The sequence below is a fragment of the Vibrio sp. RE88 genome, assembly GCF_013113835.1.
Lineage (GTDB): Bacteria > Pseudomonadota > Gammaproteobacteria > Enterobacterales > Vibrionaceae > Vibrio.
The window spans coordinates 226,313-248,238 of the sequence record NZ_VTYQ01000008.1 but is presented as its reverse complement, the minus strand read 5'-3'; the positions used below and the strand labels follow the sequence as shown (position 1 = coordinate 248,238).

Sequence of the window (21,926 nt, the reverse complement as noted above, 5' to 3'; positions counted from 1 at the left end):
ACTCCTTACTTACGGCCTTTGCGCTGCTTCTTAGGCTTGTCGCCTTTAGGCTCTACAGCGTTAGCTGCTGGCATGCCGCCTAGGATCTCACCTTTGAAGATCCAAACTTTAATGCCGATTACACCGTATTGAGTGTGAGCCGAAGAAGTTGCGTAATCAATGTCAGCACGTAGAGTGTGTAGAGGTACACGACCTTCACGGTACCACTCTGAACGTGCGATTTCAGCGCCGCCTAGACGACCACTTACTTCTACTTTGATACCTTTAGCACCTAGACGCATAGCGTTTTGTACCGCGCGCTTCATAGCACGACGGAACATCACACGACGCTCTAGCTGAGACGCGATGCTGTCACCAACAAGTTGCGCATCTAGTTCAGGCTTACGTACTTCAGCGATGTTAATTTGCGCTGGTACACCTGCAATTTTAGCTACTGCTGCGCGTAGCTTCTCAACGTCTTCACCTTTCTTACCGATAACAACGCCTGGACGAGCAGTGTGAATAGTCACACGGATGCTCTTAGCAGGACGCTCGATAACGATGCGTGATAGAGACGCTTTTTTCAGTTCACTTGTAAGGAACTGACGTACCTTGAAGTCGCCGTCTAGGTTGTCAGCGAAATCTTTGGTGTTAGCAAACCATGTAGCATTCCAAGGCTTAACGATGCCAAGACGAATACCATTTGGATGTACTTTCTGACCCATTGCTTACTCTCCTAGTCTCTTAGCGATCTGCTACAACAACAGTGATGTGGCTTGAACGCTTCAAGATACGATCCGCACGACCTTTAGCACGAGGCATAATACGCTTCATGATAGGGCCTTCATCTACGAAGATCTTTGCGACACTTAGATCGTCAATATCTGCACCTTCGTTGTGCTCCGCGTTCGCGATAGCTGACTCAAGAACTTTCTTAACTAGGTCAGCAGCTTTTTTGTTGCTGAAAGTTAGGATTTCTAGAGCTTGGTCAACTGATTTACCACGGATTTGATCCGCAACTAAGCGAGCTTTCTGAGGCGAAATGCGAGCAAAGTTATGTTTAGCTAGTGCTTCCATCATCTACTCCTTAACGCTTCTTAGCTTTCTTATCCACGACGTGGCCGCGGTAAGTACGAGTTGGTGCAAATTCACCCAGTTTGTGACCGATCATTTCTTCGGTAACGAAAACTGGTACGTGCTGACGACCATTATGGACAGCGATGGTCAAACCGATCATCGTAGGGATGATCATTGAACGACGGGACCAAGTCTTAATAGGCTTTTTGTCTCCGCTTTCCACCGCTTTCTCTACCTTCTTCAGCAAGTGTAGGTCAATAAATGGACCTTTCTTGAGAGAACGTGGCATGGCGATTCCTCTTTATATAGATTACTTGTTACGACGACGTACGATGTACTTGTCGGTGCGTTTGTTCTTACGAGTCTTGAAGCCTTTAGTTGGCTGACCCCATGGTGAAACTGGGTGACGACCACCAGAAGTACGGCCTTCACCACCACCGTGTGGGTGGTCTACTGGGTTCATCACAACACCACGAACGGTTGGACGAACACCACGCCAGCGGCTAGCACCAGCTTTACCAAGTTCACGTAGCATGTGCTCAGAGTTACCAACTTCACCGATTGTTGCACGGCCTTCAGAAAGTACTTTGCGCATTTCGCCAGAACGTAGACGGATAGTTACGTATGCACCGTCGCGAGCAACGATTTGAGCATATGCACCAGCCGAACGAGCTAGCTGACCACCTTTACCAGGTTTAAGTTCAACGTTGTGTACAGTTGAACCTACTGGGATGTTACGCATTGGAAGTGCGTTACCAGCTTTGATTGGTGCGTCCGCACCAGACTGGATAGCATCACCAGCTTGAACACCTTTAGGTGCTAGGATGTAACGACGCTCACCGTCTGCGTACAGAACTAGAGCGATGTTAGCGCTACGGTTTGGATCGTATTCTAGACGCTCAACTTTCGCTGGGATACCGTCTTTAGTACGTTTAAAGTCAATTACACGGTAGTGGTGCTTGTGACCACCGCCGATGTGACGTACTGTAATACGACCGTTGTTGTTACGACCACCGTTCTTAGAGTTTTTCTCTAGAAGAGGTGCGTATGGCTTGCCCTTGTGTAGGTCAGCGTTAACAACTTTAACAACGTGACGACGACCAGGGGAAGTCGGCTTACATTTAACAATAGCCATTTCTCAACTACTCCTGTTATTCCGCGCCGCCAACGAAGTCAAGATCTTGACCTTCTTTCAAAGTAACGTACGCTTTCTTAACGTCGCTGCGGCGACCTTGGCGTAGACCTTGACGTTTGGTCTTACCCTTAGTGATAAGAGTATTTACAGACTTAACTTCAACTTCAAATAGCTTTTCTACAGCTGCTTTGATCTCTTTTTTAGTAGCATCTTTAGCTACTTTGAAAACGATAGTGTTCGCTTTCTCAGCTGCCATAGTTGCTTTTTCAGAGATGTGCGGAGCACGTAGAACTTTTAGGATACGCTCTTCAGTGATCATGCTAGCATCTCCTCAACTTGCTTAACTGCTTCAGCAGTAATTACAACCTTGTCGAACGCGATTAGCGATACCGGGTCGATACCAGCAACGTCACGTGCGTCAACTTTGTATAGGTTACGAGCAGCTAGGAATAGATTCTCATCTACTTCGCTAGTCACGATAAGCGCGTCAGTTAGCTCAAGCTCTTTAAGCTTAGCTACAAGCTCTTTAGTCTTTGGTGCTTCTACTGAGAAGTTATCAACAACGATTAGACGCTCTTGACGAACAAGCTCAGAAAGAATGCTCTTCATAGCACCACGGTACATTTTTTTGTTTACTTTTTGGCTGTGATCTTGTGGTTTCGCAGCAAAAGTAACACCACCTGTACGCCAGATTGGGCTACGGATTGTACCAGCACGTGCACGGCCAGTACCTTTTTGACGCCATGGCTTAGCGCCACCGCCAGCAACTTCTGAACGTGTTTTTTGAGCACGAGTACCTTGACGAGCACCTGCTGCATACGCAACAACTACTTGGTGTACAAGAGCTTCGTTAAACTCACGTCCGAAAGTAGTTTCGGAAACAGTTAGTGCATCAGCACCTTTAACCATTAGTTCCATTACTTACTCCTGAGACGTTATGCTTTAACAGCTGGTTTAACGATCACGTTACCGCCAGTTGCGCCAGGGACTGCACCTTTAATAAGAAGCAGGTTGCGCTCAGCGTCAACACGTACGATCTCTAGGTTTTGAGTCGTTACACGCTCAGCACCCATGTGACCTGCCATTTTCTTGCCTTTAAATACGCGACCTGGAGTCTGACATTGACCGATAGAACCAGGAGCACGGTGAGACAATGAGTTACCGTGAGTCATATCTTGAGTAGAGAAGTTCCAACGCTTAACAGCGCCTTGGAAGCCTTTACCTTTAGATGTACCAGTAACGTCTACTTTCTTAGTTTCGTTGAACAGTTCAACAGTTAGTTCAGCACCAACTTCAAACTCTTCACCGTTTTCCAAACGGAATTCCCAAAGACCGCGACCAGCTTCAACACCTGCTTTAGCAAAGTGGCCAGCTTCTGGCTTAGAAACACGGTTAGCTTTCTTAGCACCAGTAGTTACCTGGATTGCTGCGTAGCCGTCAGTTTCAAGTGTACGAACTTGAGAAACACGGTTAGCTTCAACCTCAACAACAGTTACTGGGATAGAAACGCCTTCTTCAGTAAATACGCGGGTCATACCCACTTTACGACCGATTAGACCAATCATTATTCTAATCTCCCTTAACCTAGGCTAATTTGTACGTCAACGCCCGCAGCAAGGTCTAGACGCATCAGAGCATCAACAGTTTTGTCTGTTGGCTCAACGATGTCGATTAGACGTTTGTGAGTACGGATTTCGTACTGATCACGAGCATCTTTGTTAACGTGTGGAGAGATAAGAACTGTGAAACGCTCTTTACGAGTAGGTAGTGGGATTGGACCACGAACCTGTGCGCCAGTGCGCTTAGCTGTTTCAACGATTTCCGCTGTAGAAGCATCGATTAGTTTGTAATCGAAAGCTTTTAGGCGGATACGGATACGTTGGTTCTGCATGAGACAGAGCTCCAATATTAAAAATTACACAAACAATATCGCCACTCACACTCGCAAAAGCGAGAGAATGCCGATTGATTTATGTGAAACCGTAACTTCCAAGATTAGGAAGTATTGTCAGTTAATTTTCGATTAACTACCCCTACATACCAGAATCACGTCTGGGGATAGTTATTCCGAAGAATAAGTAGCTAATTGTATTAACCGCGAACATAAGCTGAGTCTACATTACCTGAAATATCAAAGAGATAAATCAGCTCCTCTTCGCTCATTGGTTCACAACTGGCTTAACCAGTGCGCTGCATTATACAGATCACAGTTTGACATGCAAGGGCTGTGTGAAAAATAAACGAAGAGAGCTCAAGCTGACTCATTTGTCATGCTGTGGCTTACAGCCAAATAAAAAGCGCAGGCTGAACAAACAGCCTGCGCTTCCTGTCAATCAAACCAAATGACTAACTAAGCCAGTCTTTGGCGAACGGCCTCAAACAGACACACTCCCGATGCGACTGACACATTCAAGCTCGACACACTACCTGCCATTGGGATCTTGATTAGGTCATCACAGGTTTCACGTGTCAGGCGACGCATGCCATCGCCTTCAGCTCCCATGACTATCGCAAGAGGCCCAGTTAACTTAGCTTGGTAGATGTCATGGGTAGCTTCCCCGGCCGTACCGACAAACCAGATCCCCTGCTCTTGCAACGCACGCATAGTGCGAGCAAGGTTGGTTACGCGAACCAAAGGCACCGTTTCTGCTGCGCCACATGCGACTTTGCTTACCGTAGCCGTAATGTTCGCGGATTTGTCCTTAGGAACAATCACCGCAGCCACACCCGCGGCATCAGCATTACGTAAACACGCGCCTAGGTTATGCGGATCAGTGACTCCATCCAATACCAACAATAATGGTGCGGAATGTTGGGCAAGGATGTCATCGAGGTCATTTTCATTCAGCTGCTTAGCAGGCTTCACCTTGGCCATAATGCCTTGGTGGTTAGCACCACGAGCTTTGTCATCCAGAGTCTTACGTGTCATTTGCTGAATCGACACACCACACATCTGGAGTTCATTTAGGATTGGCATTAAACGGTCATCTTGACGACCCTTTAATACAAAGGCTTCTACAAAGCGCTCTGGCTCTTTTGCCAGTACCGCTTTTACTGCGTGAATGCCGTAAATAAATTCATTACTCATTAATTTATCCGATTACTGTTTTTTACCACGTGCTTTCTTCGCTTTATTACGTGGTTTTTTCTTACGCGCTTTATCTGAAGGTTTCTTCGAGGCTTTACTACCTTTACCTTCTTCCTGGCTGCCATCCGGGCGTTTAGTTGGTTCGACCATAGGCTTAGCTTTGTCTACTGAACGTCGACCATTCGCTGCCGCGTTTTTTTTCGCCTTAGCTTTTTTCTGTGCCTCGGCTGCGCGTTTTTTGGCTGTTTTTCCTTTGCCGCGTAGCTTACGACTAGTTTCGACTAATTCAAAGTCAATTTGTCGATCATCTAGATTTACAGACAGCACTTTCACTTTCACTGCATCCCCTAGACGATAGATGGCACCGAAGCTTTCACCGATCAACCGCTGTCCAATTGGGTCGAACTGGTAGTAGTCGTTTGCCAGTGTAGAAATATGGACCAGCCCATCAATATGCAGTTCTGTTAATCGGACAAAGAAGCCAAAGCCAGTCACATTAGCAATCACACCTTCCAGCTCTTCGCCTACATGATCTTGCATGTACTCACATTTGAGCCAATCAGACACTTCCCGCGTCGCATCATCGGCACGACGTTCCGTCATCGAACACTGCTCACCGTAGAAATCCATATCATCAAAGGAATAGTGGAAGCCGCCCGTAGGTGTCCAACGATCTTTCAGCGTACCATTCTCTTTTGCGATTAAATATTTGATCGCACGATGAAGCAAAAGGTCCGGGTAACGACGAATAGGTGAAGTAAAGTGCGCATAGCGTTTCAACGCTAGACCAAAGTGACCACAGTTATCAGCGTTGTACACCGCCTGCTTCATTGAGCGAAGCAGCATAGTCTGGATCAATTCTTTGTCTTGGCGTTGGCCAATCTGTCTGACTAAATCGGCGTAATCTGTTGGTGATGGCTCCAGGCCACCTTTCAGGTCTAACCCAAGCTCACTGAGAAAATCGCGGAACCCCGTCAAGCGCTGTTCACCTGGAGATTCGTGAATCCGGTATAGTGCCGGCTCTTTGGCTTTTTCAACCAACGACGCTGATGCGATGTTAGCCAGAATCATGCACTCTTCGATGATCTTATGAGCGTCATTGCGAATAACGGGCTCAATGCTGTCAATCTTACGCTCTGCATTGAAGATGAACTTGGTTTCAACGGTTTCAAACTCAATAGCGCCACGGTTATCTCGCGCATGCTTAAGTACTTTGTACATCTTGTGCAGTTCTTCAAGATGAGGAACCAAAGGCTGGTATCGCTGACGCAGTTCTTCGTCACCTTCAAGGATGTGGTGCACTTTGTTGTAAGTCAGACGTGCATGTGAGTTCATTACCGCTTCGTAATGCTTGTATCCGGATAGCTTACCCGACTCAGAAATGGTCATTTCACATACCATACACAGGCGGTCAACTTGTGGGTTAAGCGAACACAAGCCGTTAGACAGCACTTCCGGTAGCATAGGCACCACTTGCGATGGGAAATAGACCGAGTTACCACGATTGATGGCTTCCTTGTCCAGCGCAGAATCTGGGCGGACGTAATAACTTACATCAGCAATCGCAACCCAAAGACGCCAGCCGCCGCTTTTCTTCGCTTCACAATAAACCGCATCATCAAAGTCACGCGCATCTTCACCATCAATGGTGACAAGCGGAAGTTCACGCAAATCAACACGACCTTGCTTGGCCTCTTCTGGTACTTCTTCACCTAGCCCTTCGATTTGCTTATCCACTTCTTCAGGCCACTCGTGAGGAATTTGGTGAGTGCGAATCGCAATCTGTGTTTCCATTCCTGGCGCCATATTTTCGCCCAGAACTTCGATCACTTTGCCCATCATGCCACGCGAACGAGAACCGCGCTCGGTGATTTCAATCACGACGACATTGCCCATTCGAGCCCCTGCACGCAGCTCATTAGGGATGAGAATATCTTGGCTGATACGAGAATCATCTGGCACAACGTAGGAATAGCCATACTCCATAAAGAAGCGACCCACGATTTGCGTCTGACGCTCCTCAAGCACGCGAACCAAACGACCTTCTTTTCTTCCTCGCTTCGAATTCTGTGTTGGCTGGACTAAAACATAGTCGCCATGCAGAACGCTTTTCATCTGATGGTGAGGCAGTACCACATCGTTATCTTTGCCCACACTCCCTTCAGGTCGCACCCAGCCATGACCATCTTTGTGTCCGATAACGTAACCTTTCACCATTTCGAGCTTTTCTGGCAAGGCATAACACTGACGACGTGTGAACACCAGTTGACCGTCACGCTCCATCGCTCTTAATCTGCGGCGTAAACCTTCATACTGCTCTTCACCTTCTAGATGTAGAGCTTCAAACAGATCATTGCGATTCAAAGGAACACCAGCTTGTTCAAGGAATTCAAGAATGAACTCTCGGCTTGGAACAGGGTTTTCGTAGTTCTCTGATTCGCGAGCTGCAAATGGATCGTTTGGGGTGCTTTCTGACATAGGCGCGCCTAATTAAACAAGGAAGGTAATTAAAGCTAGTATATCCGACTCACTTACTAAGCTACAGGAGAGTTAGATTAAAAAGCCAAATTCTCGCTCCATTTTCATAACTTAGCATCTACGGTCACAATCTTTTACAACGTACGTTAAAGATCACACATCAGTGAAAATGACAAAGCAAACGATTGCAATGGTAAAGTTTAACTTTATTATTCAGTCAAATTTTACTGTCCATATTTAGGTTTCGTTATGAGTATTAAACGTTCTTTACTCGCTGCCACAATCGCGGGGTTATGTTCTTTTTCTGTTTCTGCGGCTGAAAAAGTCGATTTAATGATCACAGATGCCATGGTTCTGACCATGAACCAGGATAAGCAAGTGTTCGAGAAAGGCACGGTTGTCATTAAAGGTAACCAGATCCTAGCCGTTGGTGACCAGTCGCTTGAAAAACAGTACCAAGCAAAGAAAACGATCGATGTGGATGGCGACATTGTGATGCCGGGGCTAATCAACACCCATACCCACGTTTCAATGACGGTGTTCCGTTCACTTGCAGATGATGTACCCGATCGCCTGCACCGTTATATCTTCCCGCTGGAAGCTAAGCTCGTTTCTCGCGATATGGTACGCATTGGTGCCAATCTCGGTAACGTCGAAATGGTCAAAGGAGGTGTAACAACTTATGCCGACATGTACTACTTTGAGGACGAAGTGGCTAAGACTGTCGATAAAATCGGTATGCGAGCCATTCTTGGTGAAACTGTGATTAAATTCCCTGTTGCTGATGCGGCCAATGCAGAAGAAGGGATTCAATACGCACTCAACTTTATTGAAGAATACAAAGACCACCCACGTATTACACCCGCTTTCGCACCGCATGCCCCATACACCAATACGACTGAAACTCTGCAGAAGATTGCCAAGCTGTCATTGGAAAAGGATGTGCCGGTCATGATTCACCTTGCAGAATCGCATCGTGAAGAAGAAAAAATTACAGAGCGAGCTGAAGGCATGTCTCCCGTTGAGTACATGGACAGTATTGGTGCGCTCAACAAAAACTTGGTTGGCGCACATATGATTCTGGTCGATGACAAAGACATTGAATTGGTTAAGCAGTCGGATATGGGCGTTGCCCATAACATGAGCGCCAACATCAAGTCAGCGAAAGGCGTATCACCAGCGCTTAAGATGTACGATGAAAATGTTCGTATCGGTCTAGGTACTGACGGCCCAATGTCAGGCAATACTCTAAGCACGATTGATGAATTCAACCAAGTTGCTAAGGTTCACAAGCTGGTCAACAAAGACCGCGCCGCTATGCCACCGATTAAAGTCATCGATATGGCGACCATGGGCGCAGCGAAAGCACTGCATATGGAAGATAAAATTGGTTCTCTAGAAGTGGGCAAACTGGCGGATATCATCGTTGTCGATACCAAAGCACCGAATATGGTTCCAGTCTACAACCCATATTCTGCCTTAGTTTATTCAGCGAACTCAGGCAACGTTCGTCACACCATCGTTGACGGGAAAATCCTGATGAAAGACCGCGACATGCTCACAGTCGATGAAGAAGCGATTCGTAAAGAAGCGCTGGAGTTTACCAAAGTTGTGCGTGAAACCGTGATTGAATCGGGTGAAGTGGTTCAATAATCACCTGCTCTAGAAATAACAACGCCCAGCATATGCTGGGCGTTGTTGTATAACCTGAGTGCAGTCAGATTACCGCTTTACCAGAAAGTATCGCGTTTTTTGGCTCTGGCGATAATATTCTGTGGCATTCGCCGCTCTAGACCCTGCCGCAGAATTGAAATTCGTTTGTGCGTGCGCTGATCCGCCGTCACCGAGTTATACAGCCAGCGATACGCATCTTCATAATCCAGCGGGCTGCCATAATCACGTAGCAGCAGTTCCGCCAAATGAATGCGAGCATTCAGGTTACCCATCGCAGCCGCTTCACGCAGGTAAGGGATCGCGCGCTCTTTGTCCTGCTGAACTAAAGTTCCGCGCGAGTAATAGCGACCAAGCTGCTCCAACGCCGCAGGTAACCCCTGGTGCGCCGCATTTTCCATATAGTACAAGCCCAGTTCGACATCCTGCTCGACACAAACCCCCCACGCCAGCATGTCACCATACAAAAACTCATAGGATGGCAAGCTGATCCGGGTCGCTCGAGCGACGATATCTTCAACTAATTGGCAACTGTCTGCTTTAACTTGTTCTAAATGTTTGTTTTCGTTGATCAGTTTTATCAGTTCAGCTTCGGTATATATGGGAATAGGCTCACCGATCTCAGCAAGCTCATTGGCATTAGCCACAGAAGCCCCAAACAAAAATACCATCGAAGCAGCTAACTTTCTTAGCTTCATTGTCTGCACTCTTTGACTTCGATAATGTCTCCACCTGTCTACTCACCAAGACAGGTTATACAAGCTGGGTTCTTAGCAACCTGTATGTTTAGGATTAACCGCATAAACGGCAATCTTGATACCTGTATCGGCAATGGCTGCTAACTCTTTAATCAAAATTGCCGACGACTGGCAAAAACTTGCCACTGTCAGTATAGATAATGCATGAAAATTGAGCATAAAAAAACCAGCGCTAATGCGCTGGTTTTTTTAATCATTGATAACAATCAGAATTAAGCTTCGTAAGGGTGAACCTTGATGATTGTTTCGTTACGGTCTGGGCCAGTAGAGATAATATCCACAGGCACACCCGTTAGCTCTTCAATGCGTTTGATGTAGTCTAGAGCCGCTTGTGGAAGCGCGTCGATAGACTTAGCACCAAATGTTGTCTCAGACCAACCTGGCATAGTTTCGTAGATTGGTGTTGCTTCTTCGAATGACTCAGCTGCCATTGGAGAAACTTCTAGGATAGCGCCATCTTTCATCTTGTAACCAGTACAGATCTTGATCTCTTTCAGACCATCAAGAACGTCTAGTTTAGTCAGACACATACCTGTTAGTGAGTTGATTTGGATTGCACGGCGCATTGCCACTGCATCAAACCAACCAGTACGACGTAGACGACCAGTTGTTGCGCCAAACTCGTGGCCAACATCACCTAGGTGCTTACCTACTGGATCTTGCTTATCTAGACCATCGTAAAGTTCTGTTGGGAATGGACCTGAACCAACGCGAGTACAGTACGCTTTAGTGATACCAAGGATGTAACCGATATGACGAGGGCCAAAACCAGAACCTGCAGCAACACCACCAGCCGTCGTGTTAGAAGACGTTACGTATGGGTAAGTACCGTGGTCAATATCAAGTAGTGTACCTTGAGCACCTTCGAACATGATCTTGTCGCCGCGCTTACGTGCTGCGTCTAGTTCGTCAGTTACGTCCATTACCATCGAAGTAAGAAGATCTGCGTAACCCATGCACTGCTCAAGTACTTCTTCGTAGCTTACTGTTTCTGCTTTGTAGAAGTGCTCTAGCTGGAAGTTATGGAATTCCATCACTTCTTTTAGTTTCTCAGCGAACATTTCTTTATCGAAAAGGTCACCAACGCGTAGACCGCGACGAGCCACTTTATCTTCGTAAGCTGGACCGATACCACGACCCGTTGTACCGATAGCTTTCGCGCCACGAGCGATTTCACGCGCGTTGTCGATAGCGATGTGGTACGGAAGAATTAGAGGACAAGCTTCAGAAACGAAAAGACGCTCGCGTACTGGAATACCGCGCTCTTCAAGAGGCTTCATTTCTTTAAGGAGAGCTTCAGGCGATAGTACTACGCCATTACCGATAACACATTTTACGTTATCGCGAAGAATACCTGATGGAATTAAGTGAAGAACGGTTTTTTCACCGTCAATGACTAGAGTGTGACCTGCGTTGTGACCGCCTTGGTAGCGAACCACGTATTTTGCATCTTCAGTTAAAAGGTCTACGATTTTACCTTTACCTTCGTCACCCCATTGGGTGCCCAGAACGACTACGTTATTTCCCATCTTTCCAAGTCTGATTGCTAGTTAAAAATGGATTCTAGCACTGAATCACACTTCTTGCAGTCATTTTTTAATCATAGAAGTGTAATGAAGCACTAACCCTTTGTTAGTGCTACTATTAGGGGTCGTTTTGACCCTACTCATCCGAATAAATCTTCACTAGCAGGCTGCCATCTGTGCCAATGCTCGCTCGGTACATGCCACTGCTGTTCATCGCAAAGTGGACATGTCCATCACCGTCAATGGCGATCAGACCACCTTCGCCACCCATGGCCTTCAACTCACCTTGAATCACAGTCTCACAGGCCGTGTGCACATCTTCCTTGAGATAACGCATCCGCGCTGCCACATCACTCGCGACAGTCTTGCGAATAAAGTATTCCCCCATTCCGGTGGTCGATACCGCCACGTTACCATTTTCGGCAAACGTACCCGCGCCAATGATGGAAGAATCCCCCACCCGACCGTACTTTTTGTTGGTCACACCACCAGTACTAGTGGCTGCCGCTAAATTGCCTTGCTTGTCTAGAGCAACAGCGCCGACTGTACCGTATTTCTTGTCATCCGGGTATTTCGACTCGGATAAGGCAAATAGGCCTTTCTCTTTCATCGATTGCAGTTGGTCATAGCGTCGGTCAGTGAAGAAGTAATCTTGTTCGGTGTATTGATGCCCCTGCTCAAAGGCAAACTCTTCGGCCCCATCTCCGATCAACAGTACATGGTTACTGTCTGTCATCACGTCACGAGCCAGCTCAATCGGATTACGAATATGGCGCACGCCTGCAACAGCACCTGCATTAGCCTCTCTGCCGTGCATAACAGAGGCATCCATCTCAACGATTTCCTTGTGCGTTAATACAGAACCTCGGCCAGCGTTAAAGTTGACTGAGTCCTCCAGCACCTTCACCGCAGCAACGACGGCATCTATCGCATCACCACCAAGAGCAAGAACATCATGACCAGCACGAACGGACTTTTCTAAATCGTTGAGAATGTCCGCCTTTAACTCGTCACTCATCTGTTCACGTAAAATTGTCCCCGCGCCGCCATGAATCGCAATTGAAAATGGTTTGCTCACATCCTACTCCTTTGCAGTGTGCTTTGCTCTCATCACACCTTAGATAAATAAAAAGCGCAAGCTAATCACTTAGCTTGCGCTTTAAAATCAACACCTGAGCACAGTACTCAGGTGGTTTTTCTCTATTAGTGAGAACCGCAGCTACCGCCACCGCAGCAACCGTCTTTCTTCTCTTCAGCATGGTCATGGTCGCCGCCACAACAACCGCCTTCGTGATCGTGTGCGCCAGCTTGGTGAACATGGCCATGTTCGATCTCGTCTGCTGTCGCTTCACGTGTTGCAACAACTTCAACGTCGAATGTCAGCGTTTGGCCTGCAAGCATGTGGTTACCGTCAACCACCACTTCATCACCGTCAACTTCTGTCACTTCCACTGGGATTGGACCTTGGTCAGTATCCGCTAGGAAACGCATGCCCACTTCAATCTGGTCAACACCTTGGAAAACATTCGCAGGTACACGCTGAACAAGCGCGTCGTTATGATCGCCGTATGCTTCTTCAGGAGACACTGTTACTGAGAACTGAGCGCCCGCTTCTTTACCTTCCAGTGCAGTTTCAAGACCTGTGATCAGGTTGTTGTTGCCGTGTAGGTAATCCAGTGGTGCTTCTGCTGTTGACTGATCAACCACTGCGCCATCTTCCAGTTTCACCTGGTAAGCAAGGCTTACTACTACGTTCTTTTCAATTTTCATAATGACTCCAAGGAGATAAAGAAACGGAGCAATTGAATTGCTCCGAATAACAATTTTCTATGTAGGGTATTATGGGGATCAAATAAAGAAACTCAATCAATCCGGCTTAAAAATACCGATCATCTCTTGTTGCGAGTGTTCAGTTTTCTCCACAGACTGCGGTTTACGCTGATCCTGATATTCACACTCAACACACTCGACTAACTCAATATTATTTTCTATCCACCAGCGTAAGGTGTCTTGCTGAGAACACTTCGGGCAGCTCGCTCCAGCGATAAATCTTTTTTTCATTTTTTCATTCCACAACGTAAACCTTCACCAGCATGGGATGTTCATCCTGCACTGGGAAGGTTTGGATTTAATCCCAGAAGCTCTTTGATTGCTGATCTTTTTCCATCTCGCGACCAAAGATTTCTTCCAGTTCTTTTCGGGCTTCTTTGGCTCTCATGGCCAATTGCTTGTCTTCGTGATGCTGAGGCAACAGTTCTTTCAGCATCGCATTATCTAATTTTCTAAAGTGCGCTTCAGCTCGCTTGGCCTGATACGGGTGCATGCCGAGCTCAGTTAACGCTTGACGGCCTAAGTCCAACGCTCCGAGGAAAGTTTCCCTTGAGTAGTTATCCACCCCGTGGCTCAGAAGCTGATAGGCTTCAACCCGACTTCGTGCCCGCGCCAGCAACTTAAGATGCGGGAAGTGGTACTGACACAGATCGACAATCTTCATGATTTCATCCGGTGAGTCGGTACAAATCACCATGGCTTCGGCTTTATCTGCTCCAGCGGCACGCAGCAAGTCTAGCTGAGTCGCATCACCATAAAACACCTTATAGCCATACTTCCTGAGTAATTGGATCTGACTGGCGTCACTTTCAAGTACCGTCACTCGAATTTTGTTGGCGTACATCAGTCGGCCAACAATCTGACCAAAGCGACCAAAACCAGCGATGATCACCCTTGGCTGGCGGTTAACCACATCAGTGCGTAGCGATCCCGCATCTTCGTTTAAGCCCCGTGCATACCATTTACTTTGTGCCATCAATAACAGTGGTGTGGTAACCATAGACAGACTCACCACAACCAGTAAGAAAGCTGTTTGCTCTTGCGCCAACAACCCTTCTGCACTCGCCGCGGTAAAGATAACAAACGCGAACTCACCACCTTGGCTTAGAATAGCCGCCATCTTACTGCGGGCTTTGGGCTTACTCCCTGCCAATCGAGCAAGAAAATAAAGAATGACGGCTTTAACGGTCACTAGTCCAAACACCGCTACCAGCACGTTCCACGGTTCCAGAGCTAATAAACCTAAGTTCACAGCCATACCAACCGCAATAAAGAATAAACCTAGCAGTAGCCCTTTAAACGGTTCGATGGCAATTTCGAGCTCATGGCGATACTCGCTCTCCGCTAGGAGAACGCCAGCAAGGAAAGTACCCAGTGCCATAGACAGACCGAGATGCTGCATTAGCAGTGCAATTCCGATGACCAGCAGCAGCGCAGCGACAGTAAATAGCTCTCGAACCCCACTCAGTACCACATAACGGAACAGTGGACGAAGTAGAAAATGGCCGCCAACCAGAAGGCCAATGACACCACCGAGCATCCACATCGCATCGAGCCAGTCACCTGCGGTGTTTCCTGCCAGAATGGGCAGAATCGCCAACATGGGGATAACTGCAATATCCTGAAAGAGCAACACAGCAAAACCTGACTGACCGGCTTCACTGCCAGCCAAACCTCGTTCTTCAATCACTTTCAGCGCGATAGCGGTTGACGACAACGCCAGCCCCATACCGATGACTAAGCTGGTTTGCCAACTGACCCCGGCGAGATTGGTCACGCTTGCCAGCACCGCGGTAGTAATCACCACTTGTGCACCACCGAGCCCGAGGATTGGCCCTTTCATCTGCAATAACTTTTTGGGATTCAGTTCTAGACCGATCAAAAACAGCAGTAAAACCACGCCAAATTCAGCGAAATGGAGAATCGCTTCAACGTCACTGATAAGGCCTAGCCCCCAAGGGCCGATAGTAATACCTGCCAGCAAATAACCCAGTACAGAACCGAGCCCTAAGCGTTGCGCCAACGGCACCGCAACCACCGCTGCGGTAAGAAAGATCACGCTGCTCTGAAGAAAATCATTTTCAAGTGCCATGAATTTCTCCTGCGGTTAAAGACATAATAGGGTCGAGTAGCCACTGACGATATTGCTCAGCATGCTGATAACGGTCCATATCGGATACATTTCTGGCCCAGTAAAGCACCAGAGGCTCTATCCACGCCATCTGACATAAGGCAGCGGTCAACTCAAAGGGCTGCAAAATTTCCGATAGTGGGTACTTGTTGTAACCTTCGCTACCAAACGCATCCTCATTACCACCGGTGGTAATCACACTGCGCCAATGTTTGCCCTTCAATGCTTCACCTTTTCCATAAGCGAACCCCTTGCCCAACACACGGTCCATCCATTCCTTCAGCAAGGCCGGACAGGAGTACATATACAAAGGATGTTGAAAAACAATCACATCGTGATCGAGCAAACGCTGCTGCTCAGCATCTACATCAATAAAAAAGTCAGGGTAATGTGCGTAAATATCATGCACAGTGACGTGATCAAGCGCGGTTATCTTCTTGATCATCACTTGGTTTGCGACAGAGCTTTGTGATTCAGGGTGAGCGTAAATCACCAGCACTTTCGGTTTGTCAGGCGACTCAGTATTTAAATCGTTTACAGCCATTCCGTAAGCAGCCATCCTTTTGTTTTCAATACTTAAGTAGGTATAAAGTACAATTTTATCGTTATCGGTTTGTTATACGTTGTTGTTAAGCATAACGCAATGATCGACATTTTATCTCATTCCCCCTACTATTCGACGCGACACGAGCAAGAATAAAGCACAAGATTATGATTACCTTTTCTGACATCCAGCTGTTGCGTGGCGGTAAGCCACTACTGGATCAAACCTCAGCAATCATTCAACCAGGCGACAAAGTCGGCTTAGTGGGAAAAAACGGCTGCGGTAAATCTACCCTATTCGCATTAATTAAAGACGAATTGTCGATTGATGCCGGTAACTTCAGTAAGCCTTCGCATTGGGAGATGGCCTGGGTAGCACAGGAAACACCAGCACTGGAACGTCCGGCGCTGGAATACGTCATTGATGGTGATCGTGAATATCGTGCACTGGAAGCGCAGCTCCTCCAGGCAGAGCAAGCCGATAACGGTACACTGGTTGCCGAATTACACGGCAAGATTGAAACCATTGGGGGCTACAGCATTCGCGCTCGCGCAGCTGAATTACTTGATGGTTTAGGCTTTAGTCAGGAACAGATGAACTGGAATCTGACTCAGTTCTCTGGTGGTTGGCGTATGCGCCTTAACCTCGCCCAAGCCCTTCTATGTCGCTCAGATTTATTGTTGCTCGATGAGCCAACTAACCACTTAGATCTTGATGCCGTGATGTGGTTAGAGCGCTGGCTGCAAAACTACCCGGGCACTCTCGTCCTGATCTCGCACGACCGTGACTTCCTCGATCCTATCGTTGGCCGCATTATTCATATCGAAAATGAGCAGATGAATGAGTACACCGGCAACTACTCCTCGTTTGAAGACCAACGTGCCCAGAAATTGCTCCTGCAACAAGCGCAATTTCAGAAACAGCAGAAGCAAATGGCGCATATGCAAAAGTATATCGACCGTTTCCGTTACAAAGCCTCCAAAGCTCGCCAAGCACAAAGCCGCATAAAGGCACTGGAGAAAATGGAGAAGGTTCTTCCTGCGCAATTTGATAACCCGTTCAGCTTTGAGTTCCGTGACCCAGAGGCGTTGCCCAACCCAATCATTATGATGGATGAGGTCTCAGCGGGTTATGGTGACAATCTGATCCTAGAGAAAATCCGCCTCAATCTGGTTCCCGGCAGTCGCATAGGCCTACTCGGACGTAACGGCGCAGGTAAATCAACTCTGATCAAACTGCTTTCTCGTGAGTTGAACCCACAAGGTGGCGACCTGACTTACTCTCAAGGAGTTAAGATTGGTTACTTCGCTCAGCACCAGCTAGAAACCTTGCACCCAGAAGAAACGCCTCTTCAGCATATGATGCAAATTGCGCCAGACAAGAACGAACTTGAACTGCGTAACTATCTGGGCAGCTTTGGATTCCAAGGTGACAAAGCGCTGGAAAAAGTGGCTCCTTTCTCTGGGGGTGAGAAAGCACGCCTCGTGTTGGCGTTGATCGTCTGGCAAAAGCCAAACTTATTGCTGCTTGATGAACCGACCAACCACTTAGACTTGGACATGCGCCAAGCCCTGACGCTGGCGCTACAAACATTCGAAGGCGCAATGGTGATTGTCTCGCACGACCGTTACTTGCTGCGTGCGACCACAGATGACCTCTATCTGGTGCATGATCGTCAGGTGGCACCGTTTGATGGCGATCTCAATGATTACTACAAATGGCTGACAGAGCAACAGAAAGCTGAGCGCCGCGAAGCACAATCTGCGCAACCAGACAAGAGCAGTACCAACACTGCCGCCGCTAAGAAAGAGCAGAAGCGTCGTGAAGCAGAATTCCGTAAACAGACGGCTCCTGTTCGCAAAACACTGACCAAACTTGAAGCTAAGATGGAGACCCTCGGTCATCAATTAGCGGAAGCAGAGACGCAATTATCTGATAACTCACTGTATGAAGCGGAAAATAAAGCTAAACTTAATCAGGTATTAACCGCTCAGAGTCAGGCTAAAGCCGAACTGGAAGACGTCGAAATGGAATGGATGGCACTGCAGGAGGAGCTGGAGCAGATGGAACAGGAGTTTAACGGTCAATGAGCTCAAAGCACGTATCAGTATCTCTCACACTAGAACGCTTGTGGCAGTTCAGCCTGCAATATTACAGTGTTAAAGACGTCAAAGATGCGTGCCTTAATTTGCAAAACCAGTTCAAAGGCAATGTAAACCTGCTGTTACTACTGAAATGGCTCGATGAACAGCAGGCTGCGTTTCTCGATGAAGACTGGCATAAAGTCGAAGAATGCTTGGGGCGGTCAGAAACACTGCTACACAGCTATCGAGACCTACGCCGTAAACTCAAATCCCATGTCCCGGATACCCTCTACAGAGAATCCTTGCAATTCGAATTACAACTCGAAAAGCAGCAGCAGTCTGATCTGGTCGACTGCATCAACAGTATAGAATTACAGACTAACCAAGCTGAACCGCTGACATTGAGATATTGTCGTCAGCTTGGCGGAGAACATTTACACGACGTTTTTGCCCAATCCATCGATGACTTCACCCACTGATAGGCGTTCTTATGACTCAATTTATTGCTGCCAAAGGATTAGCCAATCCACATCTGCAAACTCTGGCGCCGCGTTTTATTCGTAAGAAGGCGCTGTTTGAGCCGCTTTGGCAAACGCTCAGCACACCGGATGGTGATTTTCTCGATCTGGCTTGGAGTGAAGACTGGCAAACCGAGCAAGCTAAGAAAAAGCCTGTTTTTGTCTTGTTTCATGGACTGGAAGGCTGCTTTTACAGCCCTTACGCGAATGGCTTGATGCACGCCTTTTCTCAACATGGCTGGCTGTCCGTGATGATGCATTTTCGCGGCTGCAGCGGTAAGCCGAACCATCGTGCACGTGCGTATCATTCGGGTGAAGTCGAAGATGCGCGTTTCTTCCTTGAGCAGCTCAATCAACAGCTACCAAATCAAACCAAAGTCGCAGTCGGGATTTCTCTGGGTGGCAACATGTTGGCTAACTATCTGGCGCAGTACAATCAAGAGCCACTACTTTCTGCAGCGACCATCGTCTCGGCGCCGCTCGATCTATCAGCATGTTCAGAGCGCATCGAGAAAGGCTTCTCTAAGGTGTACAAAACTTACTTGCTCTCATCGCTGAAGAAAAATGCTCTGCGCAAACATCACCTGATCAAAGGTGAGCTCGATGTCTCTTATCAAAGTATCAAGCGTGTCACTAAGCTGTTTGAATTTGACGACTTGATTACCGCTCCCTTGCATGGCTTTAAAGACGCACAAGATTATTATCAGCGCTGCTCCGGTATTCATCGACTCAAAGACATTCGCATACCGACACAAATCATCCATGCCAAAGACGACCCTTTCATGACGGATGCCGTGATCCCTAAGTATGTCCTCCCTGACAACATCGACTATCGACTGTTCGAACAAGGCGGACATGTTGGCTTCTTAACTGGCAGCGCGCTCAAACCGAGGTTCTGGCTAGAAGAAGCGTTACCAGCCTACTACCAAAGTCTGACGGTTTCTGGATAATAGCCGTCAACTTTTCGAGCATAAAAGACAGAGGTATTTATGATCGTCCCATGGCAACAAATTGACCCAGACACACTGGACAACCTGATTCGTGAATTCGTCCTACGCGAAGGCACGGACTACGGCGAACTGGAAATTTCCCTACAAGACAAAGTCGACCAAATCAAAAGCCAACTCGAATCAGGCGAGGCCGTTGTGGTGTTTTCCGAGCTTCACGAGACCGTCGATATTCAGCTCAAACAAAAGTTTTAGTTTAAAACACAGCATACCGTGCCCTTCTAATAAAGCGTGTTATAGTGACATGCAACAAGGGACAGTTATTTACAGACAAGGTTTGTCATGTCAGCAAAACATCCAATCATAGCCGTCACCGGTTCTTCTGGTGCAGGCACTACTACGACATCTGAAGCGTTTCGCAAAATGTTCAACATGATGAATGTTAAGCCCGCTTGGGTAGAAGGTGATAGTTTTCACCGTTTTACTCGCCCTGAGATGGATGTCGAAATTCGTAAAGCCCGTGAACAGGGGCGTCACATCAGCTACTTTGGTCCACAGGCGAACGACTTCCCAGCGCTGGCGGAATTTTTCCGTAAATACGGTAACGAAGGAACAGGTCAGGTACGCCGTTATCTGCACACATTTGATGAAGCTGTACCGTACAATCAGATGCCGGGTACCTTTACTCCATGGCAAGAACTACCAGAAAACTCTGATGTACTGTTTTATGAAGGCTTGCACGGTGGCGTAGTTGATGGTGATGTGAACGTTGCTCAGCACGTCGACTTTCTGATCGGCATGGTACCCATTGTCAACTTGGAATGGATCCAAAAGTTTGTTCGAGATACCCGAGATCGTGGTCACTCTCGTGAGGCCGTGATGGATTCAATTGTCCGTTCGATGGACGACTACCTTAACTACATCACTCCCCAGTTTTCGCGAACTCACATCAACTTCCAGCGTGTTCCAACTGTCGACACCTCTAACCCACTCAACGCCAAAGGTATACCGAGCTTAGATGAAAGCTTTGTCGTGATTCGCCTGCGCGGAATTAAGAACGTCGACTTCCCTTACCTACTGGCAATGATTGATGGTTCGTTTATGTCTCGCCACAACACGCTCGTGGTGCCGGGCGGCAAAATGAGTTTCGCGGTCGAGTTGATTGTTCGCCCGATCTTGCAACAGTTAATCGAAACCGGAAAAATTGGCTAAGACTCGCGTTATAAACACGATTACTTTTCATACCGTGATCATGTGCACATTTTTGCGTACAAAATCGTAAGGTGTACCCGATTAAAATCAAGAAATCGATTTCAAAAAAAGATACTATTTGAAACCGAAACAAAGATGGCTTGCAGCATTTGAAAAGTGCTCTTATCCTAGTAGGTCTTGATTCAAGGCTTAGCTAAAACATGGAAAGCAGCAAGCGTACCCTGCAGAGGAAGTGAGATATTATGGTTCTAGGTAAACCTCAAACCGATCCAACATTAGAGTGGTTCCTTTCACACTGTCATATTCATAAGTACCCGTCAAAAAGCACGCTGATCCACGCGGGCGAAAAAGCAGAGACTCTTTACTACATTGTTAAAGGTTCTGTTGCAGTACTTATCAAAGACGAAGAAGGTAAGGAAATGATCCTTTCTTACCTAAACCAAGGTGACTTTATCGGTGAACTTGGTTTATTCGAAGAAGACCAAGAGCGTACGGCATGGGTTCGTGCGAAATCTCCTTGTGAAGTAGCAGAAATTTCATTCAAGAAATTCCGTCAGCTAATCCAAGTTAACCCTGACATCCTGATGCGCCTGTCTGCACAAATGGCAAGCCGTCTACAGGTAACCAGTCAGAAAGTGGGTGACTTGGCATTCCTAGACGTAACAGGCCGTATCGCGCAAACACTGCTTAACCTGGCAAAACAGCCAGATGCAATGACACACCCAGACGGTATGCAGATCAAGATCACTCGTCAGGAAATCGGTCAGATTGTTGGCTGTTCTCGTGAGACAGTAGGTCGTATCTTGAAGATGCTAGAAGAGCAGAACCTAATCTCTGCCCACGGTAAGACAATCGTTGTTTACGGTACTCGTTAATTTCGATTAACCGCTAAAATTTTAAAAGCCGCCAATGGAGACATTGGTGGCTTTTTGTTTATATTGAATGCGA

General features: G+C 47.3%; 25 protein-coding genes. 7 read left to right on the top strand and 18 right to left on the bottom strand.

Annotated elements, in window-relative coordinates:
* Positions 1–5 precede the first annotated feature (5 nt).
* The 10 genes from rpsC to rnr all read right to left on the bottom strand — a co-directional run bounded on the left by rpsC (position 6) and on the right by rnr (position 7,757).
* Positions 6–704: a 30S ribosomal protein S3 gene (gene rpsC / locus F0265_RS19360; RefSeq protein ID WP_005471060.1), complete on the bottom strand. Its 699-nt coding sequence runs from the start codon at positions 702–704 to the stop codon at positions 6–8.
* 19 nt (positions 705–723) lie between these two features.
* Positions 724–1,056, bottom strand: coding sequence for a 50S ribosomal protein L22 (gene rplV, locus F0265_RS19355; RefSeq protein ID WP_006963216.1), 333 nt, complete (start codon positions 1,054–1,056; stop codon positions 724–726).
* A gap of 10 nt (positions 1,057–1,066) precedes the next feature.
* Positions 1,067–1,345 carry a 30S ribosomal protein S19 gene (gene rpsS, locus F0265_RS19350; protein ID WP_004745876.1) on the bottom strand — a complete coding sequence of 93 codons (279 nt, stop codon included), beginning with the start codon at positions 1,343–1,345 and terminating at the stop codon, positions 1,067–1,069.
* Positions 1,346–1,366: 21 nt separating this feature from the next.
* Entirely contained in the window at positions 1,367–2,191 is an 825-nt protein-coding gene (gene rplB / locus F0265_RS19345; protein ID WP_006963217.1) for a 50S ribosomal protein L2, read from the bottom strand.
* Between the two features lie 16 nt (positions 2,192–2,207).
* Positions 2,208–2,510 (bottom strand): 50S ribosomal protein L23, encoded by a 303-nt coding sequence (gene rplW, locus F0265_RS19340; protein WP_004398471.1) that lies wholly within the window; start codon positions 2,508–2,510, stop codon positions 2,208–2,210.
* A complete protein-coding gene (gene rplD, locus F0265_RS19335; RefSeq protein ID WP_006963218.1) occupies positions 2,507–3,109 on the bottom strand; it encodes a 50S ribosomal protein L4 in 603 nt (200 codons plus the stop codon). Before rplD ends, rplW begins: the two co-directional genes overlap by 4 nt.
* 17 nt (positions 3,110–3,126) lie before the next feature.
* Complete coding sequence (rplC, locus tag F0265_RS19330; RefSeq protein WP_006963219.1) at positions 3,127–3,756, bottom strand: 50S ribosomal protein L3; 630 nt, start codon at positions 3,754–3,756, stop codon at positions 3,127–3,129.
* Between the two features lie 14 nt (positions 3,757–3,770).
* Positions 3,771–4,082: a 30S ribosomal protein S10 gene (rpsJ, locus tag F0265_RS19325; RefSeq protein ID WP_001181007.1), complete on the bottom strand. Its 312-nt coding sequence runs from the start codon at positions 4,080–4,082 to the stop codon at positions 3,771–3,773.
* Between the two features lie 459 nt (positions 4,083–4,541).
* Positions 4,542–5,279, bottom strand: a complete 738-nt coding sequence (gene rlmB, locus F0265_RS19320; RefSeq protein WP_006963220.1) for a 23S rRNA (guanosine(2251)-2'-O)-methyltransferase RlmB — start codon at positions 5,277–5,279, stop codon at positions 4,542–4,544.
* A 12-nt stretch (positions 5,280–5,291) separates the two neighbouring features.
* On the bottom strand, positions 5,292–7,757 hold the full coding sequence (gene rnr, locus F0265_RS19315; protein WP_064488778.1) for a ribonuclease R: 2,466 nt from the start codon (positions 7,755–7,757) through the stop codon (positions 5,292–5,294).
* 249 nt (positions 7,758–8,006) lie between these two features.
* Here rnr and F0265_RS19310 point away from each other — a divergent pair, with 249 nt between their 5' ends.
* Positions 8,007–9,410, top strand: a complete 1,404-nt coding sequence (locus F0265_RS19310) for an amidohydrolase (protein ID WP_171750068.1) — start codon at positions 8,007–8,009, stop codon at positions 9,408–9,410.
* Positions 9,411–9,487: 77 nt separating this feature from the next.
* Here the strand turns inward: F0265_RS19310 and F0265_RS19305 are convergent, their stop codons facing one another.
* The 8 genes from F0265_RS19305 to kefG form a co-directional block, all read right to left on the bottom strand.
* On the bottom strand, positions 9,488–10,126 hold the full coding sequence (locus F0265_RS19305; RefSeq protein ID WP_006963223.1) for a tetratricopeptide repeat protein: 639 nt from the start codon (positions 10,124–10,126) through the stop codon (positions 9,488–9,490).
* Positions 10,127–10,198: 72 nt separating this feature from the next.
* Positions 10,199–10,345 (bottom strand): hypothetical protein, encoded by a 147-nt coding sequence (locus F0265_RS19300; RefSeq protein ID WP_171750067.1) that lies wholly within the window; start codon positions 10,343–10,345, stop codon positions 10,199–10,201.
* A gap of 53 nt (positions 10,346–10,398) precedes the next feature.
* Complete coding sequence (locus tag F0265_RS19295) at positions 10,399–11,715, bottom strand: adenylosuccinate synthase (RefSeq protein ID WP_171750066.1); 1,317 nt, start codon at positions 11,713–11,715, stop codon at positions 10,399–10,401.
* Positions 11,716–11,848: 133 nt separating this feature from the next.
* Complete coding sequence (locus tag F0265_RS19290; protein WP_171750065.1) at positions 11,849–12,790, bottom strand: isoaspartyl peptidase/L-asparaginase; 942 nt, start codon at positions 12,788–12,790, stop codon at positions 11,849–11,851.
* Positions 12,791–12,915: 125 nt separating this feature from the next.
* Entirely contained in the window at positions 12,916–13,482 is a 567-nt protein-coding gene (gene slyD, locus F0265_RS19285) for a peptidylprolyl isomerase (RefSeq protein ID WP_006963227.1), read from the bottom strand.
* A 96-nt stretch (positions 13,483–13,578) separates the two neighbouring features.
* Positions 13,579–13,773, bottom strand: coding sequence for a YheV family putative zinc ribbon protein (locus F0265_RS19280; RefSeq protein ID WP_029236219.1), 195 nt, complete (start codon positions 13,771–13,773; stop codon positions 13,579–13,581).
* A 67-nt stretch (positions 13,774–13,840) separates the two neighbouring features.
* Positions 13,841–15,634, bottom strand: coding sequence for a glutathione-regulated potassium-efflux system protein KefB (gene kefB / locus F0265_RS19275; protein ID WP_171750064.1), 1,794 nt, complete (start codon positions 15,632–15,634; stop codon positions 13,841–13,843).
* On the bottom strand, positions 15,624–16,217 hold the full coding sequence (kefG, locus tag F0265_RS19270; protein ID WP_171750063.1) for a glutathione-regulated potassium-efflux system ancillary protein KefG: 594 nt from the start codon (positions 16,215–16,217) through the stop codon (positions 15,624–15,626). The genes kefB and kefG overlap by 11 nt, the downstream gene beginning before the upstream one ends.
* 167 nt (positions 16,218–16,384) lie before the next feature.
* Here kefG and F0265_RS19265 point away from each other — a divergent pair, with 167 nt between their 5' ends.
* The 6 genes from F0265_RS19265 (at position 16,385) to crp (ending at position 21,853) form a co-directional block, all read left to right on the top strand.
* Entirely contained in the window at positions 16,385–18,307 is a 1,923-nt protein-coding gene (locus F0265_RS19265; protein WP_171750062.1) for an ABC transporter ATP-binding protein, read from the top strand.
* A complete protein-coding gene (locus tag F0265_RS19260; protein ID WP_065740812.1) occupies positions 18,304–18,780 on the top strand; it encodes a TIGR02444 family protein in 477 nt (158 codons plus the stop codon). The genes F0265_RS19265 and F0265_RS19260 overlap by 4 nt, the downstream gene beginning before the upstream one ends.
* 11 nt (positions 18,781–18,791) lie before the next feature.
* Positions 18,792–19,769: a hydrolase gene (locus F0265_RS19255; RefSeq protein ID WP_171750061.1), complete on the top strand. Its 978-nt coding sequence runs from the start codon at positions 18,792–18,794 to the stop codon at positions 19,767–19,769.
* 39 nt (positions 19,770–19,808) lie between these two features.
* Entirely contained in the window at positions 19,809–20,021 is a 213-nt protein-coding gene (locus F0265_RS19250; protein WP_171353088.1) for a YheU family protein, read from the top strand.
* Positions 20,022–20,108: 87 nt separating this feature from the next.
* A complete protein-coding gene (locus F0265_RS19245; protein WP_019276788.1) occupies positions 20,109–20,978 on the top strand; it encodes a phosphoribulokinase in 870 nt (289 codons plus the stop codon).
* 242 nt (positions 20,979–21,220) lie between these two features.
* Positions 21,221–21,853 (top strand): cAMP-activated global transcriptional regulator CRP, encoded by a 633-nt coding sequence (crp, locus tag F0265_RS19240; RefSeq protein WP_004410522.1) that lies wholly within the window; start codon positions 21,221–21,223, stop codon positions 21,851–21,853.
* Positions 21,854–21,926 lie beyond the last annotated feature (73 nt).

Bases quoted from the DNA above. Each gene is read 5' to 3' on its own strand.
- rplW (WP_004398471.1), bottom strand. From the start codon at position 2,510: ATGATCACTGAAGAGCGTATCCTAAAAGTTCTACGTGCTCCGCACATC.
- kefB (WP_171750064.1), bottom strand. From the start codon at position 15,634: ATGGCACTTGAAAATGATTTTCTTCAGAGCAGCGTGATCTTTCTTACC.
- rpsC (WP_005471060.1), bottom strand. From the start codon at position 704: ATGGGTCAGAAAGTACATCCAAATGGTATTCGTCTTGGCATCGTTAAG.
- rnr (WP_064488778.1), bottom strand. From the start codon at position 7,757: ATGTCAGAAAGCACCCCAAACGATCCATTTGCAGCTCGCGAATCAGAG.
- F0265_RS19300 (WP_171750067.1), bottom strand. From the start codon at position 10,345: ATGCTCAATTTTCATGCATTATCTATACTGACAGTGGCAAGTTTTTGC.
- rlmB (WP_006963220.1), bottom strand. From the start codon at position 5,279: ATGAGTAATGAATTTATTTACGGCATTCACGCAGTAAAAGCGGTACTG.
- F0265_RS19255 (WP_171750061.1), top strand. From the start codon at position 18,792: ATGACTCAATTTATTGCTGCCAAAGGATTAGCCAATCCACATCTGCAA.
- F0265_RS19305 (WP_006963223.1), bottom strand. From the start codon at position 10,126: ATGAAGCTAAGAAAGTTAGCTGCTTCGATGGTATTTTTGTTTGGGGCT.
- rpsJ (WP_001181007.1), bottom strand. From the start codon at position 4,082: ATGCAGAACCAACGTATCCGTATCCGCCTAAAAGCTTTCGATTACAAA.
- F0265_RS19295 (WP_171750066.1), bottom strand. From the start codon at position 11,715: ATGGGAAATAACGTAGTCGTTCTGGGCACCCAATGGGGTGACGAAGGT.
- rplB (WP_006963217.1), bottom strand. From the start codon at position 2,191: ATGGCTATTGTTAAATGTAAGCCGACTTCCCCTGGTCGTCGTCACGTT.
- F0265_RS19310 (WP_171750068.1), top strand. From the start codon at position 8,007: ATGAGTATTAAACGTTCTTTACTCGCTGCCACAATCGCGGGGTTATGT.
- F0265_RS19280 (WP_029236219.1), bottom strand. From the start codon at position 13,773: ATGAAAAAAAGATTTATCGCTGGAGCGAGCTGCCCGAAGTGTTCTCAG.
- F0265_RS19260 (WP_065740812.1), top strand. From the start codon at position 18,304: ATGAGCTCAAAGCACGTATCAGTATCTCTCACACTAGAACGCTTGTGG.
- kefG (WP_171750063.1), bottom strand. From the start codon at position 16,217: ATGGCTGTAAACGATTTAAATACTGAGTCGCCTGACAAACCGAAAGTG.
- crp (WP_004410522.1), top strand. From the start codon at position 21,221: ATGGTTCTAGGTAAACCTCAAACCGATCCAACATTAGAGTGGTTCCTT.
- F0265_RS19250 (WP_171353088.1), top strand. From the start codon at position 19,809: ATGATCGTCCCATGGCAACAAATTGACCCAGACACACTGGACAACCTG.
- F0265_RS19245 (WP_019276788.1), top strand. From the start codon at position 20,109: ATGTCAGCAAAACATCCAATCATAGCCGTCACCGGTTCTTCTGGTGCA.
- rplD (WP_006963218.1), bottom strand. From the start codon at position 3,109: ATGGAACTAATGGTTAAAGGTGCTGATGCACTAACTGTTTCCGAAACT.
- rpsS (WP_004745876.1), bottom strand. From the start codon at position 1,345: ATGCCACGTTCTCTCAAGAAAGGTCCATTTATTGACCTACACTTGCTG.
- slyD (WP_006963227.1), bottom strand. From the start codon at position 13,482: ATGAAAATTGAAAAGAACGTAGTAGTAAGCCTTGCTTACCAGGTGAAA.
- rplV (WP_006963216.1), bottom strand. From the start codon at position 1,056: ATGGAAGCACTAGCTAAACATAACTTTGCTCGCATTTCGCCTCAGAAA.
- F0265_RS19265 (WP_171750062.1), top strand. From the start codon at position 16,385: ATGATTACCTTTTCTGACATCCAGCTGTTGCGTGGCGGTAAGCCACTA.
- rplC (WP_006963219.1), bottom strand. From the start codon at position 3,756: ATGATTGGTCTAATCGGTCGTAAAGTGGGTATGACCCGCGTATTTACT.